This is a genomic window from Bacillus sp. A01H (genome assembly GCF_045277205.1).
Taxonomy (GTDB): Bacteria; Bacillota; Bacilli; order Bacillales; family Bacillaceae_G; genus Bacillus_A; species Bacillus_A paranthracis.
The window spans coordinates 5312508-5331953 of sequence record NZ_CP117702.1 but is presented as its reverse complement, the minus strand read 5'-3'; the positions used below and the strand labels follow the sequence as shown (position 1 = coordinate 5331953).

Sequence of the window (19446 nt, the reverse complement as noted above, 5' to 3'; positions counted from 1 at the left end):
TAAACAAAATGGGATAATAGACAATATGTCCAAGTGGTAAGACCAATATTACAAAAGGGGCGATTGTTATATGCTAAATATAGAACAAATTAAAGAAATCATTCCTCACCGCTATCCATTTTTACTTGTTGATAAAATATTAGAAGTAGATGAAGGGAAAAGGGCGGTTGGAATTAAAAATGTATCCGCAAACGAAGAATTCTTTAACGGGCACTTCCCTGACTACGCAGTTATGCCTGGTGTACTTATTGTAGAAGCATTGGCACAAGTTGGAGCAGTTGCTGTATTAAAGAAAGAAGAAAACCGCGGAAGACTTGCTTTCTTCGCAGGTATCGACAATTGTCGTTTCAAAAAACAAGTACGTCCAGGTGATCAACTTCGCCTAGAAGTAGAAATGACACGTGTACGTGGTCCAATCGGAAAAGGAAAAGCAATCGCAACAGTAGATGGTGAAATTGCTTGTGAAGCTGAAATTACATTTGCGATTGGTGATAAAAAAGAATAGATGTGAATTAAAAAAATTCTTCTGCAACATGCAGGAGAATTTTTTTAATTCATATATCTTTTATCCGAAATATTAAAATACAGATTAATCAGAATTCTTGTTGTAAATGAATGGAAGTTCGTATATAATGACGCTATAAATATCTTGAAACTAAGATAAATGATAGCGCGATAAAAATAGAGACGCGGTTGTCACATTATAAAGGGTATGAGCTAGGACAAAGCTTATTATGATTGGTTATGATGAAGTGTAGAGGAAAGTGATGGGGGAAATTAACAGTATAAAAAAATGAAAAATGAGCGTAGCATATCGAACATAGAGAGATAAAGGGGAAAGTGTCGCATTTTGAAAAGAGGAGATCATACCATGTTCGGGAGAAAAAAAAGAAAACCATTACGACAATTAATTACACATAAAGAGCCTAAGTCACGTATTGCGGAACAGTACCGTAACATCCGTACAAACATTGAGTTTACATCTATAGATAGCAGTATCCGTTCTATTGTTGTCACTTCGGCAAATCCGGGTGAAGGAAAAACAACGACCGTTTCCAATCTAGCAGTTGTTTTCGGTCAACAAGGGAAAAAGGTATTGTTAATTGGAGCAGACTTACGTAAGCCAACAATTCAAAACTTATTTGCTGTTCATAGCCCTAATGGCTTAACGAACCTATTATCAGGACAAGCGAAATTCATGCAATGTATTCAAAAAACAGATATAGAGAATGTATACTTAATGACTTCAGGTCCAATCCCGCCAAACCCGGCTGAACTATTAGGTAGCCGGGCAATGGACGAGCTATTACTAGAAGCATATAACATGTTTGATATTATTTTAATCGACACACCACCAGTCCTTGCGGTTACCGATGCACAAATACTTGCAAATAAATGTGATGGAATTGTACTGGTCGTACGTAGTGAAAAAACAGAAAAAGATAAAATCGTAAAGGTGAAGCAAATATTAGACAAGGCATCTGGTAAACAACTTGGTGTCGTTTTAAACGATAAGAGAGAAGAAAAGGAACAATATGGATATTATTAGGAAATAATGTGTAGAATAGTAAATTCTGAGCTGATAAATAATTTTATCGGCTTTTTCGAATTTTTGTAAAGTATATAATTGAATTATATAAAAAACATGATATAATGGAAATTTTGGGAATTTGTTGGAATGTGTTGTCAGATTTAAGATTATTTTGTAAGATTATATGTGCTTGATGTGAATAAATGTCGAACGAAATCAATCAAAATAAAAAATGTAAGATTTATATGTTATAATTTTTCTTATGTGCAAATTTTAGAAAGTTGGAGGAACTTATGGAAGAAACAATTAGTTTGAAAGAGTTATTTCATATTTTAAAAAAACGTTTAGCAATGATCCTCGTAATCGCCTTTGGTGCAGCTATTGTAAGTGCTATCATTAGCTTCTTCTTTATGACACCAATCTATCAATCTTCGACGCAAATTCTTGTTAACCAGAAAAAGCAAGAAGGAGCAGCAATTCAGTACAATGAAGTGCAAACGAATGTTCAATTAACAAATACATATAAGGTTATTATTAAAAGTCCGGTAATCTTAGAACAGGTTAAGGAAATACAAGGTTTAAATATTACCATCCAAGAACTAAATAAAAAAATTGAAGTGGTAAATGAGAAAGATTCACAAGTAGTTACATTAATGGCTCAAGATAAGGATCCGAGATTAGCTCGTGATATTGCAAATACTACAGCTGAAGTCTTTAAAGGTGAGATAGCAAAAATTATGAATGTCGATAACGTAACAGTGTTATCGAAAGCAGAAGTTGCGGAAAATCAATCGCCAATCAAACCACGTCCGATGTTAAATGTGGCAATTGCCTTCGTTGTTGGTTTAATGGCTTCAGTTGGTCTTGCATTCTTACTAGAATACTTAGATAACACAGTGAAAAAAGAAGAAGATGTAGAGAACTTACTTGGTTTACCAGTGTTAGGTATTGTTGCTCGCATGGATGAAGAAACATCAAGTGTGAAATCGCACGCTCCATCATCAAGAAAAGTGAGGGGACAAACAATTGGCTCTTAATTTATTTAAAAAGAAAAAAAATCATCGTCAGCGTCGTCAATTAATTGCTCATCAACAACCGAAATCACCGATTTCAGAACAATATCGTAATATTCGAACGAATGTTGAGTTTGCGTCTGTTGATACAAATTTACATTCGTTAATGGTGACGTCTGCGAACCCAAGTGAAGGGAAAACAACGACGACAGCGAATATGGCAGTTGTATTTGCTCAACAAGGTAAGAAAGTATTATTAATTGATGCAGATATGCGTAAACCGGCGATGCATCAAATGTTCCAAGTTGATAATATTTTCGGATTGACGAACGTATTAACACATAGTGAACGTTTAGAAAAATGTGTACAAACTACATCTGTAGAGAATTTACACTTTTTAGCGTGTGGGCCAATTCCACCGAATCCAGCAGAATTATTAGGCTCAAAATCAATGCAGGAGCTTCTGGCACAAGCATACAGTACGTACGATTTAGTTATTTTCGATTTACCACCGATTTTAGCTGTTACAGATGCGCAAATTATGGCGAATGTATGTGATGCATCTATTCTTGTCGTACGTAGTGAAGCGACAGAAAAGGAAACAGCGCTAAAAGCAAAAGGATTATTAGAATCTGCAAAAGGTAAATTGTTAGGTGTTGTTCTGAACGATCGTGAACGTGAACAGGGCTTATATTATTACTACGGTGCAAATTAATGAAAAGAGTGAGATATGGGAAGAACATATCTCCTTTTTTCCCTTGAATATGAGGAATATCTCATATTCAAGGGAAAAAAGATTACTATAAGCGAGGGAGGACAAACAAATGATTGATTTACATTGCCACATTTTATCTGGTATCGATGACGGTGCACAAACAGTAACTGATAGCTTAGCGATGGCACAGCAAGCTGTGGCAGAAGGCATACATACAATTGTCGCAACACCACATCATCAAAATGGAAAATATGTAAATGAGCGTACTTCTATTATTCATCAAGTGAAGCAATTAAATGATGAATTACAACAACATAATATTCCACTTACCATTTTACCGGGGCAAGAGGTCAGGTTATACGGTGATTTATTAGAAGACTATGAAGCTGGTAAAATCGTTACTTTAAATGAAACAAACAAATACATATTCATTGAATTTCCATCTAATCATGTACCTCGCTATACAGAACAACTATTTTATGAACTACGTGTAAAAGGAATGATCCCAATTATCGTTCATCCCGAACGTAATGCCGAGTTAATTGAGCGGCCAGATAAGTTATATAACCTCGTAAATAAGGGAGCTTTAACACAAGTGACGGCGGGAAGTCTCCTAGGTAAATTCGGGAAAAAAATTAAAAAATTTTCACTACAACTTGTTGAACACAATTTAACACATATGATTGCATCAGATGCACATAACACAACGTCAAGAGGATTTCATTTAGCAGAAAGCTATGAACTAATAGAGAAAGAATTCGGTGCAACTGTTATGAATGATTTAAGAGAGAATCCGTATTTAATCATTAGCGGGAAAGCAATTTATAAAGAAGATCCAGAACAAATTCGTCGTAAAAAATTGTTTGGTATTTTTTAAATAAAGAATTGGTGATGTCTCCTAACCGTTATCAACGGAGGCACTCGGTCGTGCTGTGGGTAGAAATTTTTATTTCGAACCTACCTTAGACGCTTGTCGTCGGGAGTATGACGTGAGGATGGGTTAAATGCCCATAATTTATTTATGTTAGAAACTCTACTTATGGAGTTGTAAAGACGACCCTATAAGTAGGGTTTTTGTTATTGTTACATATGGATGAATTAATATATTTTGGGGGGACTAGATTTGAAAAAAGTAAGAAAAGCAATTATTCCAGCTGCGGGACTGGGGACAAGATTTTTACCGGTAACAAAGGCAATGCCGAAAGAAATGTTACCAATTGTTGATAAACCAACAATTCAATACATAGTAGAAGAAGCGATAGAATCAGGAATTGAAGATATTATTATTGTTACTGGAAAAGGAAAGCGTGCGATTGAAGATCATTTTGATCATTCATTTGAATTAGAACAAAACCTTTTAGACAAAGGAAAGTATGAAATGCTTGAAAAGGTACAAGCTTCTTCAAGAATTAATATTCATTATATAAGACAAAAGGAACCGAAAGGACTTGGACATGCGGTATGGTGCGCGCGTAAATTTATAGGAAATGAACCATTTGCGGTATTGCTTGGTGATGATATTGTACAAGCTGAAACGCCATGTTTACGTCAATTGATGGATCAATATGAAGGGACACAGTCGTCAGTTATCGGTGTACAAACAGTACCTGAAAATGAAACACATCGTTATGGTATTATCGATCCAATTGAAAAAAATGAACGTCGTTATCAAGTGCGTCAATTTGTTGAAAAGCCAGCAGAAGGTACAGCACCATCTAATTTAGCGATTATGGGTCGTTACGTATTAACACCAGAAATCTTTATGTTTCTTGAGAATCAACAAACAGGTGCGGGTGGAGAGATTCAGTTAACAGATGCAATTCAACGTTTAAATGAAATTCAACGTGTATTTGCTTATGATTTTGAAGGTATTCGTTACGATGTTGGGGAGAAGTTTGGATTTATTAAGACGACAATTGAGATGGCACTACAAAATGAAGAATTAAATGTAGAGTTAATGAAGTATATGAAAGAACTTGTAGAAAAAGAAGAGGTACATTCATAAGAGAATGGCCTTTTTATTATGAATAAGATAAGAATTATATAAAGAAGGGAACATGTATATTGAGTTATCGAAAACGGCTCTCATTATTAATTTTATTAGATTCATTTATTGTATTAACTGCCGTGTATTTAAGTTATTGGTTCATACATCCAAATATATTAAGCAAAATTCCTACGACAGTAATTATTAGTTCTATTACATTATTGTGTAGTCATCATATTTTTGCTGCTATTTATAAGCTTTATAACAAGGCGTGGGAATATGCAAGTATTGGTGAATTAAAACAAATATTTAAGGCAATTACGCTATCAATTTTAGTAACAGCAATTGTACAACAAATTATAAATCATGATATTTACGTTAGAATTTTAGCAATCGCATGGATGCTACACTTATTATTAATTGGTGGTTCTCGCTTTGTATGGCGTATGTTCCGCGATACATATATTACAAAAGCTGCTGATAAAAAACGAACATTAATTATTGGCGCAGGTTCAGCAGGGACAATGGTGGTACGTCAATTGCAACATAATAAAGAAGCAGATCTATATCCAATTGCATTTGTTGACGATGATAGAAATAAACAAAAGTTGGAGATTTATAACGTGCCGGTTGTTGGTACAACAAATCATATTCAAGAAATTGTAGAAGATAATGATATAGAACATATTATTATCGCAATTCCTTCATTAAATAGAAATCAAATAAACGAGATTTTTGAGAAGTGTAGAAAAACGAAGGCGAAAACGCAAATTGTACCAATGCTTGAAGATCTTTTAGATGGCAAAGTTTCTGTTAATGAATTCCGAGATGTACAAGTGGAAGATTTATTAGGAAGAGAGCCAATCCAATTAGATGATGCAGGAATTGGAGAAAAAATTGCTGGTAAAACAATTTTAGTAACAGGTGCTGGTGGATCAATTGGTTCAGAAATTTGTCGTCAGGTGATGAAATATAAACCAGCAAAAATTGTCCTTTTAGGACATGGTGAAAACAGCATTTATAATATCGAAATGGAAATGCGAGTTACTTATAAAGATACAGTTGAAATTACGACAGAAATTGCTGATATTCAAGATAGACATAAAATCTTTGAAATTATGAAAAAACATCAGCCATATATCGTATATCATGCCGCGGCACATAAACATGTACCTTTAATGGAACGTAATCCTGAAGAGGCTGTAAAAAACAATATTTTTGGCACAAAAAATGTAGCAGAAGCTGCAGATACATTTAAAGTAAATACGTTTGTTATGGTTTCTACAGATAAAGCTGTAAATCCAACGAACGTAATGGGGGCTACGAAACGATTTGCTGAAATGCTTGTTCAACATATGGCGTCTGTAAGTACAGGTACGCGATTTGTAGCTGTTAGGTTTGGTAACGTTCTTGGAAGTAGGGGAAGTGTAATCCCGCTATTTAAGAAGCAAATTCAAAAAGGCGGACCTGTAACAGTTACTCACCCTGATATGATTCGTTACTTTATGACAATACCAGAAGCTTCTAGGCTAGTAATTCAAGCTGGTACATTAGCTAGAGGTGGAGAATTATTTGTTCTCGATATGGGAGACCCAGTAAAGATCGTGGATTTAGCTAAAAATTTAATTACCCTTTCGGGGTATTCTATTGAAGAAATTGGAATTGAATTTACTGGATTAAGACCAGGTGAAAAAATGTATGAAGAGTTATTAAATGAGGGTGAGATTCATCCAGAACAAATATTCCCTAAAATTCACATAGGAAAGGCTGTTTTAATGGATCAAGCAATTCTAAGACAGTTTATGAATGATTTTGAAGGAATTAGTAAAGAAGAAATAAGAGAACGATTATTAGATATTGCAAATAATAAAGTTAATCTTAAAAACTAATTTAAGGGAAGGAAGTTTTTTAAATGGGAGACAGAATATTTCTTTCATCACCACATATGAGTGATGAAGGTTATGAAATGCATTATGTTAAGGAAGCTTTTGATACAAATTGGATTGCGCCACTTGGGGAAAATGTAAACGGATTTGAAAGAGAGCTGGCCGAGAAAGTTGGTTCTAAAGAAGCTGCAGCGTTATCTTCTGGAACAGCTGCAATTCATTTGGCTTTAAAAGCAGCAGGGGTAGGGGAGGGAGATATTGTATTCTGCCAAACACTTACATTCTCAGCTACTGCAAACCCTATCATTTATCAAAATGCTACTCCCGTTTTCATAGATAGTGACTATGAAACTTGGAATATGTGTCCTAAAGCTTTAGAAGAAGCTTTTAAAAAATATCCGAACGTAAAGGCAGTTATAGTAGTTCATTTATATGGTCTTTCTGCGGATATGGATAAGATTGTTGCACTTTGTAAAAAGTATGATGTGGCTTTAATTGAAGATGCTGCAGAATCTTTAGGAACGTACTATAAAGGTAAGCATACTGGGAGTTTTGGTGATTATGGTATTTTCTCTTTTAATGGAAATAAGATTATTACAACCTCTGGTGGTGGTATGCTTGTTTCTAATAATGAAGAAAGGGTTTCAAAGGTAAGGTTCTGGGCTACTCAAAGTAGGGATCAAGCAAGACATTACCAACATAGTGAATTAGGTTTTAACTATCGCATGAGTAATGTAGTTGCTGGTATTGGTAGAGGACAGCTTAAAGTGTTAGATCAAAGGGTTCAGAAGAAAAGATACATATTTGATTTTTATAAGAGAGAATTAGAAGGGCTTGAAGGTATTGAATTTATGCCTAGTAATGAGTGGAACGAACCAAACTATTGGCTAAGTTCTATGACACTAAACGGTAAGATTCGCCCAATTGATGTAATGGAAGCTCTTGAAAAAGAAAATATTGAATCTAGACCAGTTTGGAAGCCAATGCACTTACAACCATTCTTTGAGAAATATGATTTTGTTGGTACAGATGTGTCGGAGAAACTTTTTGAGAATGGTGTTTGCCTACCAAGTGATACAAAAATGACAGATAAAGATTTATATAGAGTTGTGAAAATTATTAAAGGGTTGTGGATAGCGTAATGAAGAGTTCTAAAGTTGGCATCTATGGACGGTTTATAAAAAGACCAATGGATTTTATACTATCTTTAATTGCTATTGTAGTATTAAGTCCAGTGTTTCTTATAGTTTCTATACTTGTAAAAACGAAATTAGGTAGCCCAGTTTTATTTAAACAAAAAAGACCAGGACTTAATGAAGAAATTTTTATGATGTATAAATTTAGAACGATGACGGATGAAAGAGATGCTAGTGGTGAACTGCTTCCAGATGATATAAGGCTAACGAAATTTGGTAAGTTTTTGCGTTCTACTTCACTCGATGAGTTACCAGAGTTATTTAATATTCTTAAAGGGGATATGTCAATAGTAGGACCAAGACCTCAATTGGTCCGAGATATGGTGTTTATGACTCAAGAACAAAGAAAGAGACATGATGTTTTGCCGGGTCTTACTGGCTGGGCTCAGGTTAATGGTCGAAATTGTGTTACTTGGGAAGAAAAATTGAATTTTGATTTGCAATATATTAATGATATTTCCTTTTTAGGAGATTGGAGAATAATTTTTATAACAATTTCTAAGGTGTTTAAGAGGGATGGAATAAGTACTGAAGGTATGGAAACAGCCGAAGATCTTGGTGATTATTTGTTAAGGATAGGTCGGATTGATAAAGAAATGTACATTAGAAAAATAGAAGAGAGCAGAAAATTAGGATGATACGAGAGATGGTGCGGAAATGATAAATGAGAATAGAAAAGATGTTTTAGTTTCAATAATCACCCCTGTATATAATTCTGAAGAATACATAGGTGATACTATCAAAAGTGTGCTATCACAAACACATGAAAATTGGGAAATGTTTATTGCTGATGATTGTTCCCAAGATAGCACTGCAGAAGTTATAAGCCAATTTAAAGATGAGCGGATTAAATACTTTAAGTTGGATGAAAATGCTGGTGCTGCGGTGGCAAGAAATAAAGCTTTAGAAAAAGCAAATGGAAATTTTATTGCATTCTTAGACGCAGATGATATGTGGAAGCCTGATAAGTTGCAGAAACAATTAGAGTTCATGATTAAGGATAATATAGGATTTTCGTTTACAGGATATGAGATTTTAAAAGAAGAAGAAAATAAAGTTATTAAGGTTCCTTCTCAGCTCAATTATAGCCAATTTATGAAAAATACAATTATAGGTACATTGACCGTTATGATTAACGTTGACATTGTAGGAGAAGTAAGGTTGATTAATGTAAAGAAAGATCATGATTCGATGACATGGGCTAAGATTCTCAGGGAAGGGAATCTAGCATATGGTTTAGATGAAAGCTTAGCTTATTATAGAAAAGTTGAAGGTTCAATTTCAAATGATAAATTTAAGGCTGCTAAAAATCATTGGAATAACTGTAGAAATATTGAGAAATTATCATTGCCCAAATGTCTTTACTATTTCTTTTTTTATGGAATTAATGCAGTGAAAAAGCATTATTTTTAAAAACCTTTTTTGTGAAAATTTTTTTAGAAAATTAGGGACATATGGAAATTGTCTATTGAGGTGCTTTTATGTATAAAGTCGGTGTATGTGGACACTTTGGGAGCGAAAAAAATCTCCTTAATGGTCAGACGGTAAAAACGAAATTACTAACTAAAGAATTAAGACTAGCCCTTGGAACACAAGATGTAAACATAGTTGATACCCATGGGTGGAAAAAAAATCCTTTTAAGTTATTTTTGGATTGTTATTTTTTAATCCGGAATTGTGAGAATATAATCATTTTACCTGCGCAAAATGGAATTAGTGTCTTTGTACCATTGTTCTTATTTTTAAATAAGATATATAAAAGGAAGTTACATTATGTTGTTATTGGTGGATGGTTACCTAATTTGTTAAGTGAAAAACAAAAACTTAAAAATCAAGTCAGCAAGTTAGATGGAGTATATGCAGAAACAACCAGTATGATAAAATCGCTTCAGCAAATAGGCCTAAATAATGTGCAAAAGCTTGTAAACTTTAAGCGTTTAAATATTCTTTCAAAAAATGAACTTTGTTTCTCAAATGGAAAGCCATTAAAGTTGTGTACTTTTTCTAGGGTAATGAAAGAAAAGGGAATTGAGGATGCGGTAAAGGTAGTAAAGAATATTAATACCTTAAGAGGGGAAGTGAAGCTTACACTTGATATATATGGGCAAATTGAAGAAGACTATAAAGAAAGATTTGAAGAGTTACAACATAGTTTCCCGGACTATATATCATATAAAGGTAGTGTAGATTTTGATAAAAGTGTAGAGATTTTGAAAGGCTATTTTGTATTACTATTCCCAACACATTTTAAAACTGAAGGGATACCAGGCACTATTATTGATGCATATGCTGCTGGAATTCCAGTGATAGCATCAAAATGGAATTCAGCAGATGAAGTTATTACTGAAGGAGTAACAGGGCATATATATAATTTTATGCATTTATCAGAATTAGAATTACTTTTAAATTCAGCATTAGATGCCCCTGAAAATATGGAAAATATGAAAGAGAATTGTTTGAAGAGAGCCGAGGAGTTTTTACCAGAAAAGGTTATTGGTGATTTTATCCAAAATATGTAAATGATTATGTATTTATGTCAATAGGATAAATTAAGTGTTGTTAAGGTTAAATTTAATTTAGACGGATCATATATAAGGTAAATTAAGCATCGAGTAAGGGGCATGTTTGGAATGACAAAAGAAAATCAACCTAAAAGACTTTTATGTATTGTAAACACAATTAACGCAGGTGGTGCGGAAACCTTCTTAATGAAGCTATATCGTGCGTTAGATAAAACAAAATATCAAATGGACTTTTACTGTATGTCCTTAGAAAAAGGATATTATGAAGAAGAAATAAAGGAGTTAGGTGGAAAGGTTTATTATGCAGTGCCTAAATCTCAAAACTGGATTAAGGCTTTTCTTACATTAAAAAATGTTGTGAAAGAAAATAAGTATGAATATGTGATGAGAGTCTCACAACACTCATTGGCAACAGTTGATTTAATTGCAGCAAAAATGGGCGGAGCAAAAACTTTGGTACAAAGGTCTAGTAATTCTAATGCCGCTAGTGAAATTGGTAGAGTATTACATAATCTATTTAAATGGCTACCCATGACAATTCCCAATGTTAAGATTGCACCATCTACAGAAGCTGCAGAATATACTTTTGGTAAAAATTGTGTGGAGAATGGAAAAGCAATGCTTGTTAAGAACGCTATTCCTTTAGATTCTTTTCTATTTAATAAAGAAAAAAGAGAAAAAATTAGGAAAGAGCTTAACTTAGATGATAAATTTGTTGTTGGTCATGTGGGGAGATTTGATACTCAGAAAAATCATAGTTATTTAATCGATGTTTTCTCGGAAATAGTAAAAAGAAATGCCGATAGCATATTAGTTTTAACGGGAAAAGGTTCTCTTGAAAATAATATTAGGAAAAAAGTGGAAATGATGGGATTGGTTGAAAAAGTTATTTTCACGGGGGTTAGATCTGATGTTCCTGATATTATGATGGCAATGGATGTATTTATTTTTCCGTCGCTGTATGAAGGAATGCCTAATACAGTAATTGAAGCACAGGGTACAGGTTTACCTTGTATTATTTCAGATACAATTACTAGGGAGGCAGATATAACGGGGAATATAGAGTATCTTACCATTAATAAGGAACCAGAAAAATGGGCAGAAAAAGCTTTAACGTATTCAAATGGTTATGAACGAGGTAATGTACAAAAAGCTTTTGTTAAAAAGGGATATGATATTAATTTTGAATCAAAAAAATTGATGGAATTAGTAACAGAATAGATTGCTAATCAAATATGCTTAAACTTATTAGTTGTATCACCATTTATAAGAATGTAGCAGATCTTAATTAAAGAATGGAGCTAGTAATGGAGAAATTTACCTTAAGCAGAATAATTAACATAATAATGTTTTTATATATATTAAGTATATATTTATTTACTTTTAGAGATGGATTGAATTCAATCAGTAATTTTCTTGCGTTGACTTTTATAGCCGCTATATGGTCTAATGTCCTACTAACAAGAAAAAAAATAGTATTTAATAAATTTTTATTTATTTATTTTTTATTTATTTTAGTTTGTTTTGTTTCTGTATTCTTTGCAATTAATCAAAGTATTGCAGTAAGTAAGATTAAAACTATAATACTTATTTATTTTTTAATGATTTCTCTAGTCAATTATATCGATACATTCGAGAAATTAAGAAGTTTTTTGCTTTCTTTTGTATATTCAGGTTTTATTACGGGAGTATATATTTTGGCTAGTTCCGACTTTTCTCAAGTAACTAGATATGGAAGTGAGCTAGGAAATGTTAATTCAATAGGTATGATAATCGGGATATCCTCCATATTTTGCTTTTATTTCATTATTGAGGAGAAAAAATATTTATTATATACGCCAATTATGCTAATAAATATTTTTGTTGTTTTTTTAACAGGATCTAGAAAAGCGCTTCTTTTTGTTGTTCTTACAATTATTGCGATTCTACTAATTCAACAGAAGGCGGGAATTAAAGGTAAGATTAAAGCTTTAATAGGAATCCTTATTACTCTAGTAATAAGCCTATATGTAATATTCAATGTTGAATTATTATATACAATAATAGGTGTTAGAATGGAGCATTTGTTCTCATATATACTAGGGAAAGGAGCAAATGAAGGTTCTATAAATATTAGGGCAAATATGATTGACATGGGATTAGATTGGTTTCAAGAACGACCGATTACAGGTTATGGAATAGATAATTTTAGATCTTTATATGGGATTGAAGCAATTGGAGGGGAATTTACTTATTCACATAACAACCTTGTAGAGCTTTTAGTTGGTATAGGGGTTATAGGGACATTTCTTTTTTATTTGACCCATTTTATTGTTTTAAAAGGCCTGTATAAAGAATCTAAGAAAAATCAAAAAAGTGCTTTATGTTACTCTTTTATAGCCATAATAGGCATATATATTATTTTATCTGTTGGATTAATTTATTACTACGATAAACACATTAGTATGATATTGGCCATCGGAAGTATAATATATAAAATTGGTAAACCTAGTGGTGAAGAACTAACACAAAAAACTCTCGAATAAGTAAGGGAATTTAAAATATTTAATAAGGATGAAACTATCAATGATTAATAAAATTATAAAAGGCATAAAGAACCCAAAACGGGCAATACTTTACATTTTGGGAACAAAAATATCCAAGGTAATTCCAGATAAGACCTACTTAGAAATTAAATATAAATTAACAACTGGAAAAAAGTTAGATTTCGAAAATCCAAAAACATTTAATGAAAAATTACAATGGCTAAAATTGTATAATCGGAATCCAGAATATACAACGATGGTTGATAAGTTTGAAGTGAGAAAATATATTGCTGATAAAATTGGTGAAGAATATTTAATACCTCTAATCGGTGTTTATGATAGCTTTGAGGAAATAGATTTTGAGGTATTACCAAATCAATTTGTCTTAAAACCAAATCATACTTCAGGAAATGTTTATATTTGTAAAGATAAATCAAAAATTAATTATAAAGAATTAAAAAAAGAAATTAATATGTGGTTAAAGAGAAAATATTATTGGATGCATAGAGAATGGCCATATAAAAATGTAAAGCCAAAAATTGTTTGCGAAAAATATATGGTAGATGAATCGGGCACAGAGCTAAAAGATTATAAAATGTATTGTTTTAATGGAGAAACTAAAATTATACAAGTGGATTATGATAGATTTAATGGTCATAAGAGAAATCTATATAATAGTAAATGGGAATATGTTCCCACTTCAATAAAATATCCAAGTAATCCTGATATAATTATAAAAAAACCAAATAAACTTAAAGAAATGCTTGAATTGGCTAACATACTATCAAAAGGGCACCCATATGTTAGGGTTGATTTTTATTCAATAAATGAGAAACTTTATTTTGGAGAGATAACCTTTTATCCAGAAGCCGGTTATGGGAAATTTGATCCTGTAGATTTAGATATAGAAATGGGTAATTTAATTAAATTACCTATTTTATAATTAAGTAAAAAGAAGAAATGGAATGAGAGAATTGTATATGGAAAATCCAAAATTTAGTGTGTTAATTCCAGTATATAATGTAGAAGAATTCATAGCTGAATGTATAGAATCAGTACTAAATCAGACATATCAAAATTTTGAGGTCATTCTAATTAATGATGGATCTACAGATTCAAGTGGTATGGTATGTGAAGAATATGCAAAAAAGGATAATAGATTAAAACTGTATCATCAAAATAATCAAGGACTTTTGACATCAAGACAAAATGCCATTTCGAAAGCTAGTGGTGATTTTTGTTTGTTTCTCGATTCAGACGATTATTGGGAAACGGAATTGCTTGAAAAAATTAATCAAACAATAGATGAATATAATTGTGATTTGGTAATTTTTAAATATAAAAGAGTTTCAGAAAAGGGGGAGTTCATATCTGAGGCTCCCTCTATTTTTAAAGATGAAACAGTTTTTGATAATAAGAATAAAGAGGAACTTTTTAAAAAGATAATTAATAGTTCCAATTTAAATAATTTAGTCTGTAAAGCAGTGAAACGTAATTTATTAAATAATATAGATCATTCACAGGATTATAAAGTTAAAAATGGGGAGGATCTATTGCAATCTCTTCCTTTACTGTATAAATCAAAAAGAACAATATATGTTAATTATGCATTATATAATTATCGGACGGTATTAAGTAGTATTACTAATACCCTCAATGTAAATTTTCTTAAGGATATTACGGTGGTAAGGGGAAGTTTACTTTATTATTTGAAGAAATTGGGTATGGATACTGAGGATAACTTGAAGGAGTTTTATCAGTTTTATATGCAATTATTTTTAAATTATATATTCGAATTGATAAATTCCAATATATCTAAAAAGGATAAAATCACTATAATTACTAATTTTCAGCAAGAGCAATTATATAAAGATGCGATGGAGAAAATTAAAATTTCAGGGTTTTCATCGGAAAAGAAAATATTATTTTATTTGATAAGAAAAAATTATTATAAGGCGATTTTTATTTATGGAAAGGTAATTAATTCATTAAAGAAAATTACTAAGTATTTTGCGTAGTAGTGAAGGGATTGCAGTGAGAATGCGTAGTAAAAAAGCATTAGCGAATATAAGTGTGGCATTAATACTTCAAATAGTGGCGATAATTTGCGGGTTAATATTACCACGCTTAATAATTAGTACATTTGGTTCAGATGTCAATGGGCTCATTAACTCAATCACCCAGTTTTTAGGATATATTATTTTACTAGAAGCTGGGGTAGGGGGAGTTGTTCGTGCAGCTTTATATAAACCGTTGGCAAGTAGTAATATCAATTCCATAAGTGGAATTATGAAGGCAACAGAGCGGTTTTTCAAAGTAGTGGCGTATATATTCATAGGTTACTTATTAATTATGGCACTAATATTTCCATATTTAGTAGGAGATAATTTTGATAAGTTTTTTACTTTTACTTTAGTGCTAATTATAGGTATAAGTACATTTTTTCAATATTATTTGGGGATTTCATATCAAATCTTATTACAGGCCGATCAAAGGTCCTACGTAACTTCTGTAGTACAGATTATTACGTTATTATTTAATACAGTATTAGTTATAATTTTAGTGAATTTAGATGCTAGTATTCATATGGTGAAATTGGGAAGTGCAGTAGTTTTTGTCATTAGACCACTGTTATTAAATATTTACGTGCACCGGAAATATAAGATTATAAAGGATTGTCAGCCAGATAATAATGCTATTAAACAAAGATGGGATGGTTTGGGACACCATATTGCATTTTTATTGCACACTAATACGGATATAGCCTTACTTACTATATTTGCTAATATGAAAGAGGTTTCGGTATACTCCATTTATTATTTGGTGGTTTCTAGTATAAAAAAAATAACGGCTACTTTTTCATCAGGTTTAGAAGCCGCTTTCGGTAATATGATTGCTAAAGATGAAAAGGAAGTATTGAATAGAAATTTTCGTATGTTTGAATTCTCTTCTTTTACTATAACTACAGTACTATTTACATCTACTGCATTGTTAATATTACCCTTTGTTTCACTGTATACTAGTGGAATTACCGATGCAGATTATTATAGGCCAACATTTGCATATATCTTAATTGCTGCTGAAGCAATTTTTTGTATTAGGATTCCGTACAATGCAGTTGTTTTAGCAGCGGGTCATTACAAGCAAACGAGAAATGGCGCAATTCTTGAAGCTATAATTAACATTGTTTTATCTCTTATCTTAGTTAACTTCTTTGGTATTATAGGGGTTGCAATAGGAACTTTATGTGCAATGTTATTTAGAACAGTTCAATATGCGATATACCTATCTAAAAATATATTAAAAAGAAGTATCTGGATATTTATAAAAAAGATAATGGTGTATGCACTGAGTTCAGTAGTAACAATTTTAGTTGTTAAACTTCTGCCCTCTCTTACCCTAGATTCGTATATTAGTTGGTTTATATATGGGATAGAAGTGGCTGTAATAGCAACTCTAATAACTCTCCTTATAGGCACAGTATTTTATTATAAGGATATGAAAGAAATTATTTTAATTGCTAAAAGGATGTTTTTTAAGAAAAAAAGTAAAAATATATAGTACCATATTTTTAAATAAGTATGTTTAGTGCTTTTTATTAGATATGTTTTCTAGTATAAGGTGCGCGAATGGTGAAAAAAGGAAGGTGTAATGATGTATAAAATAGCAGTAGCAGGAACAGGTTATGTAGGTTTAGTAGCAGGAGTGTGCTTTGCAGAAGTGGGACATCAAGTAACGTGCGTTGATATTGATGAAGAAAAGGTAAAGCTAATGGAATCTGGAGTATCCCCAATCTATGAAGCGGATTTAGAAGAACTTATGCAGAAAAATTATGCTGATGGAAGAATTAATTATACAACAGATTACAAATCAGCATACAAAGATGCAGATGCAATTTTTATAGGGGTAGGAACTCCCGAACAAGCAGATGGTTCTGCAAACCTTTCATATATTGCAACTGTTGCGAAGCAAATTGCTGAAAGTGTAGAAAAAGATTGTCTTGTTGTTGTAAAATCAACTGTTCCGATTGGAACGAACGATAAAGTTGAGCAGTTTATTCAAGACTTTTTAGTTAATGATGTGAAAGTAGAAGTAGCATCAAATCCAGAATTTTTAGCTCAGGGTTCTGCTGTCCATGACACGTTGTACGCAGAAAGAATTGTTATTGGTACTGAGAGCAAATGGGCAGAAGAAGTATTAATGAATCTTTATAAGCCATTCCATTTGCCTATTGTTTCAGTTAATAGACGATCCGCTGAAATGATTAAGTACGCTTCTAATGATTTCTTAGCTCTTAAAATTTCGTATATGAATGATATTGCAAATCTTTGTGAGTTGGTCGGAGCTGATATTCAAGATGTTGCAAAAGGTATGAGTTTCGATGAGCGTATTGGAAGTAAGTTTTTAAATGCAGGTATTGGTTTTGGTGGTTCATGTTTCCCTAAAGATACTAAAGCATTAGAGTATTTAGCAAGACAAAATGGTTATGAACTAAGAACCATAAAGGCTGCAATTGATGTGAATAAAGATCAAAAGACTTTATTGTACAAAAAAGCGAGTCAAAGATTAATTACTTTTAATGGTCTTAAAGTAGCGGTATTAGGTTTAACATTTAAACCTGGTACAGACGATTTAAGGGAAGCTGCCTCTCTTGAAAATATTCCTTTACTACTAGAGCAAGGTGCAGACATTTATGCTTTTGATCCGGTCGGTGCAAATAATTTTGCGAAAGTATATCCTGAGGGAAGAAATAAAAATGGGAATATCACATATGTTACAGACATTGAACAGGCGTTAGAAGGAGCTAATGTTTGCTTTATCTTCACCGAGTGGGGAGAAGTGAAAGCACTAACTCCAGAGATGTATAAAAAGTTAATGAGAACACCACTAATTTATGATGGAAGAAATATTTATGATGTTCAAGCAATGCAAGAAGCGGGCATAGAATATCATTCCATTGGTAGAAAATCAACAAATAGAGATCGTATGAAGGAGTTGAATAACATTGAACTACAGGCCTCTAGATAATAGTAAAACATATCTTATTACTGGAGCAGCTGGTTTTGTAGGATACTTTTTATCTAAAAAATTATTAGATCAAGGTTGCAAAGTAATAGGTATTGATAATATAAATGACTATTATGATGTAAATCTTAAATATGCTCGTTTAGAACAATTAAAGCCCTATGAAAAATTTACTTTTATTAAAGGTGATATTTCTGATAAGGATATGATTACTAAGCTCTTTGAAGAGTACAAGCCTAATATTGTGGTGAATTTGGCTGCGCAAGCTGGTGTGAGATATTCAATTGAAAATCCAGATGTATACATTCAAAGTAATATCATTGGTTTTTATAATATTCTTGAAGCATGTAGACATTTCCCTGTTGAGCACCTTGTATACGCATCATCAAGTTCTGTTTATGGAGCTAATAAAAAGGTACCTTTTGAGGAAACAGATTTTGTAGACAATCCAGTCTCGCTTTATGCTTCTACTAAGAAATCAAATGAGTTAATGGCTCATACGTATAGTCACTTGTACAAAATCCCTGCAACTGGACTTCGTTTCTTTACAGTGTATGGTCCAATGGGGCGCCCAGATATGGCTTATTTTGGCTTTACTGATAAATATTTTGCTGGCGATTCGATTAAAATATTTAATAATGGTGATTTTGAAAACGACCTGTATCGTGATTTTACTTATATCGATGATATCGTTGAAGGAATTCAGCGACTTTTAAGTAATCCACCTAAAGGTGATGTTGAGCATAAGGTATTTAATATTGGAAATAATAACCCTGAAAAACTAATGGTGTTTATCGAAACATTGGAGAAGGTACTAGGTAAAGCTTTAGGAAGAGAAGTGGCATTTGAAAAGGTATTTGAGCCTATCAAACCAGGAGATGTACCAGCTACTTATGCATCTACAGATTTATTACAGAAGGCTGTAGATTTTAAACCTGAAACTTCTATAGAAAAAGGTTTACAAGAATTCGCTAATTGGTATGTAGAGTATTATAAAGTGAAATAATCTGGATTCTGATTTTGAAAAAGAAAATTCTAACGGTGCA

Annotated in this window: 18 protein-coding genes; all 18 read left to right on the top strand. The window is 32.3% G+C overall.

The window, feature by feature from the left end:
* Positions 1–70 precede the first annotated feature (70 nt).
* The 18 genes from fabZ to PSR14_RS28275 all read left to right on the top strand — a co-directional run bounded on the left by fabZ (position 71) and on the right by PSR14_RS28275 (position 19406).
* A complete protein-coding gene (gene fabZ, locus PSR14_RS28360; protein WP_000931956.1) occupies positions 71–505 on the top strand; it encodes a 3-hydroxyacyl-ACP dehydratase FabZ in 435 nt (144 codons plus the stop codon).
* Positions 506–871: 366 nt separating this feature from the next.
* Complete coding sequence (locus tag PSR14_RS28355) at positions 872–1549, top strand: CpsD/CapB family tyrosine-protein kinase (protein WP_000467928.1); 678 nt, start codon at positions 872–874, stop codon at positions 1547–1549.
* Between the two features lie 275 nt (positions 1550–1824).
* On the top strand, positions 1825–2568 hold the full coding sequence (locus tag PSR14_RS28350; RefSeq protein ID WP_098486909.1) for a YveK family protein: 744 nt from the start codon (positions 1825–1827) through the stop codon (positions 2566–2568).
* Positions 2558–3259 carry a CpsD/CapB family tyrosine-protein kinase gene (locus PSR14_RS28345; RefSeq protein WP_098486910.1) on the top strand — a complete coding sequence of 234 codons (702 nt, stop codon included), beginning with the start codon at positions 2558–2560 and terminating at the stop codon, positions 3257–3259. The genes PSR14_RS28350 and PSR14_RS28345 overlap by 11 nt, the downstream gene beginning before the upstream one ends.
* 109 nt (positions 3260–3368) lie before the next feature.
* Positions 3369–4136 carry a tyrosine-protein phosphatase gene (locus PSR14_RS28340; protein ID WP_098486911.1) on the top strand — a complete coding sequence of 256 codons (768 nt, stop codon included), beginning with the start codon at positions 3369–3371 and terminating at the stop codon, positions 4134–4136.
* Between the two features lie 246 nt (positions 4137–4382).
* Positions 4383–5264, top strand: a complete 882-nt coding sequence (gene galU, locus PSR14_RS28335) for a UTP--glucose-1-phosphate uridylyltransferase GalU (RefSeq protein ID WP_098486912.1) — start codon at positions 4383–4385, stop codon at positions 5262–5264.
* 59 nt (positions 5265–5323) lie between these two features.
* A complete protein-coding gene (locus PSR14_RS28330) occupies positions 5324–7135 on the top strand; it encodes a nucleoside-diphosphate sugar epimerase/dehydratase (RefSeq protein WP_098946366.1) in 1812 nt (603 codons plus the stop codon).
* Between the two features lie 23 nt (positions 7136–7158).
* Positions 7159–8274 carry a DegT/DnrJ/EryC1/StrS aminotransferase family protein gene (locus PSR14_RS28325; protein WP_098486914.1) on the top strand — a complete coding sequence of 372 codons (1116 nt, stop codon included), beginning with the start codon at positions 7159–7161 and terminating at the stop codon, positions 8272–8274.
* Complete coding sequence (locus PSR14_RS28320; RefSeq protein ID WP_098486915.1) at positions 8274–8966, top strand: sugar transferase; 693 nt, start codon at positions 8274–8276, stop codon at positions 8964–8966. The genes PSR14_RS28325 and PSR14_RS28320 overlap by 1 nt, the downstream gene beginning before the upstream one ends.
* A 19-nt stretch (positions 8967–8985) precedes the next feature.
* Positions 8986–9741, top strand: a complete 756-nt coding sequence (locus PSR14_RS28315; protein ID WP_098486916.1) for a glycosyltransferase family 2 protein — start codon at positions 8986–8988, stop codon at positions 9739–9741.
* 68 nt (positions 9742–9809) lie between these two features.
* The gene (locus tag PSR14_RS28310; protein WP_098486917.1) at positions 9810–10847 is read left to right on the top strand and encodes a glycosyltransferase; all 1038 of its coding nucleotides are present in this window, start codon (positions 9810–9812) and stop codon (positions 10845–10847) included.
* A 111-nt stretch (positions 10848–10958) separates the two neighbouring features.
* Positions 10959–12071, top strand: a complete 1113-nt coding sequence (locus PSR14_RS28305) for a glycosyltransferase family 1 protein (protein ID WP_098486918.1) — start codon at positions 10959–10961, stop codon at positions 12069–12071.
* 86 nt (positions 12072–12157) lie between these two features.
* On the top strand, positions 12158–13375 hold the full coding sequence (locus PSR14_RS28300; protein ID WP_169509293.1) for an O-antigen ligase: 1218 nt from the start codon (positions 12158–12160) through the stop codon (positions 13373–13375).
* 40 nt (positions 13376–13415) lie between these two features.
* Entirely contained in the window at positions 13416–14318 is a 903-nt protein-coding gene (locus tag PSR14_RS28295; RefSeq protein WP_098486920.1) for an ATP-grasp fold amidoligase family protein, read from the top strand.
* Positions 14319–14355: 37 nt separating this feature from the next.
* Complete coding sequence (locus PSR14_RS28290; RefSeq protein ID WP_169509291.1) at positions 14356–15393, top strand: glycosyltransferase family 2 protein; 1038 nt, start codon at positions 14356–14358, stop codon at positions 15391–15393.
* A 22-nt stretch (positions 15394–15415) separates the two neighbouring features.
* Positions 15416–16936 carry a polysaccharide biosynthesis C-terminal domain-containing protein gene (locus PSR14_RS28285; protein ID WP_218952489.1) on the top strand — a complete coding sequence of 507 codons (1521 nt, stop codon included), beginning with the start codon at positions 15416–15418 and terminating at the stop codon, positions 16934–16936.
* 93 nt (positions 16937–17029) lie between these two features.
* Positions 17030–18403 carry a UDP-glucose/GDP-mannose dehydrogenase family protein gene (locus tag PSR14_RS28280; RefSeq protein ID WP_098486923.1) on the top strand — a complete coding sequence of 458 codons (1374 nt, stop codon included), beginning with the start codon at positions 17030–17032 and terminating at the stop codon, positions 18401–18403.
* Complete coding sequence (locus PSR14_RS28275) at positions 18381–19406, top strand: GDP-mannose 4,6-dehydratase (protein ID WP_098486924.1); 1026 nt, start codon at positions 18381–18383, stop codon at positions 19404–19406. Before PSR14_RS28280 ends, PSR14_RS28275 begins: the two co-directional genes overlap by 23 nt.
* Positions 19407–19446: the final 40 nt, after the last annotated feature.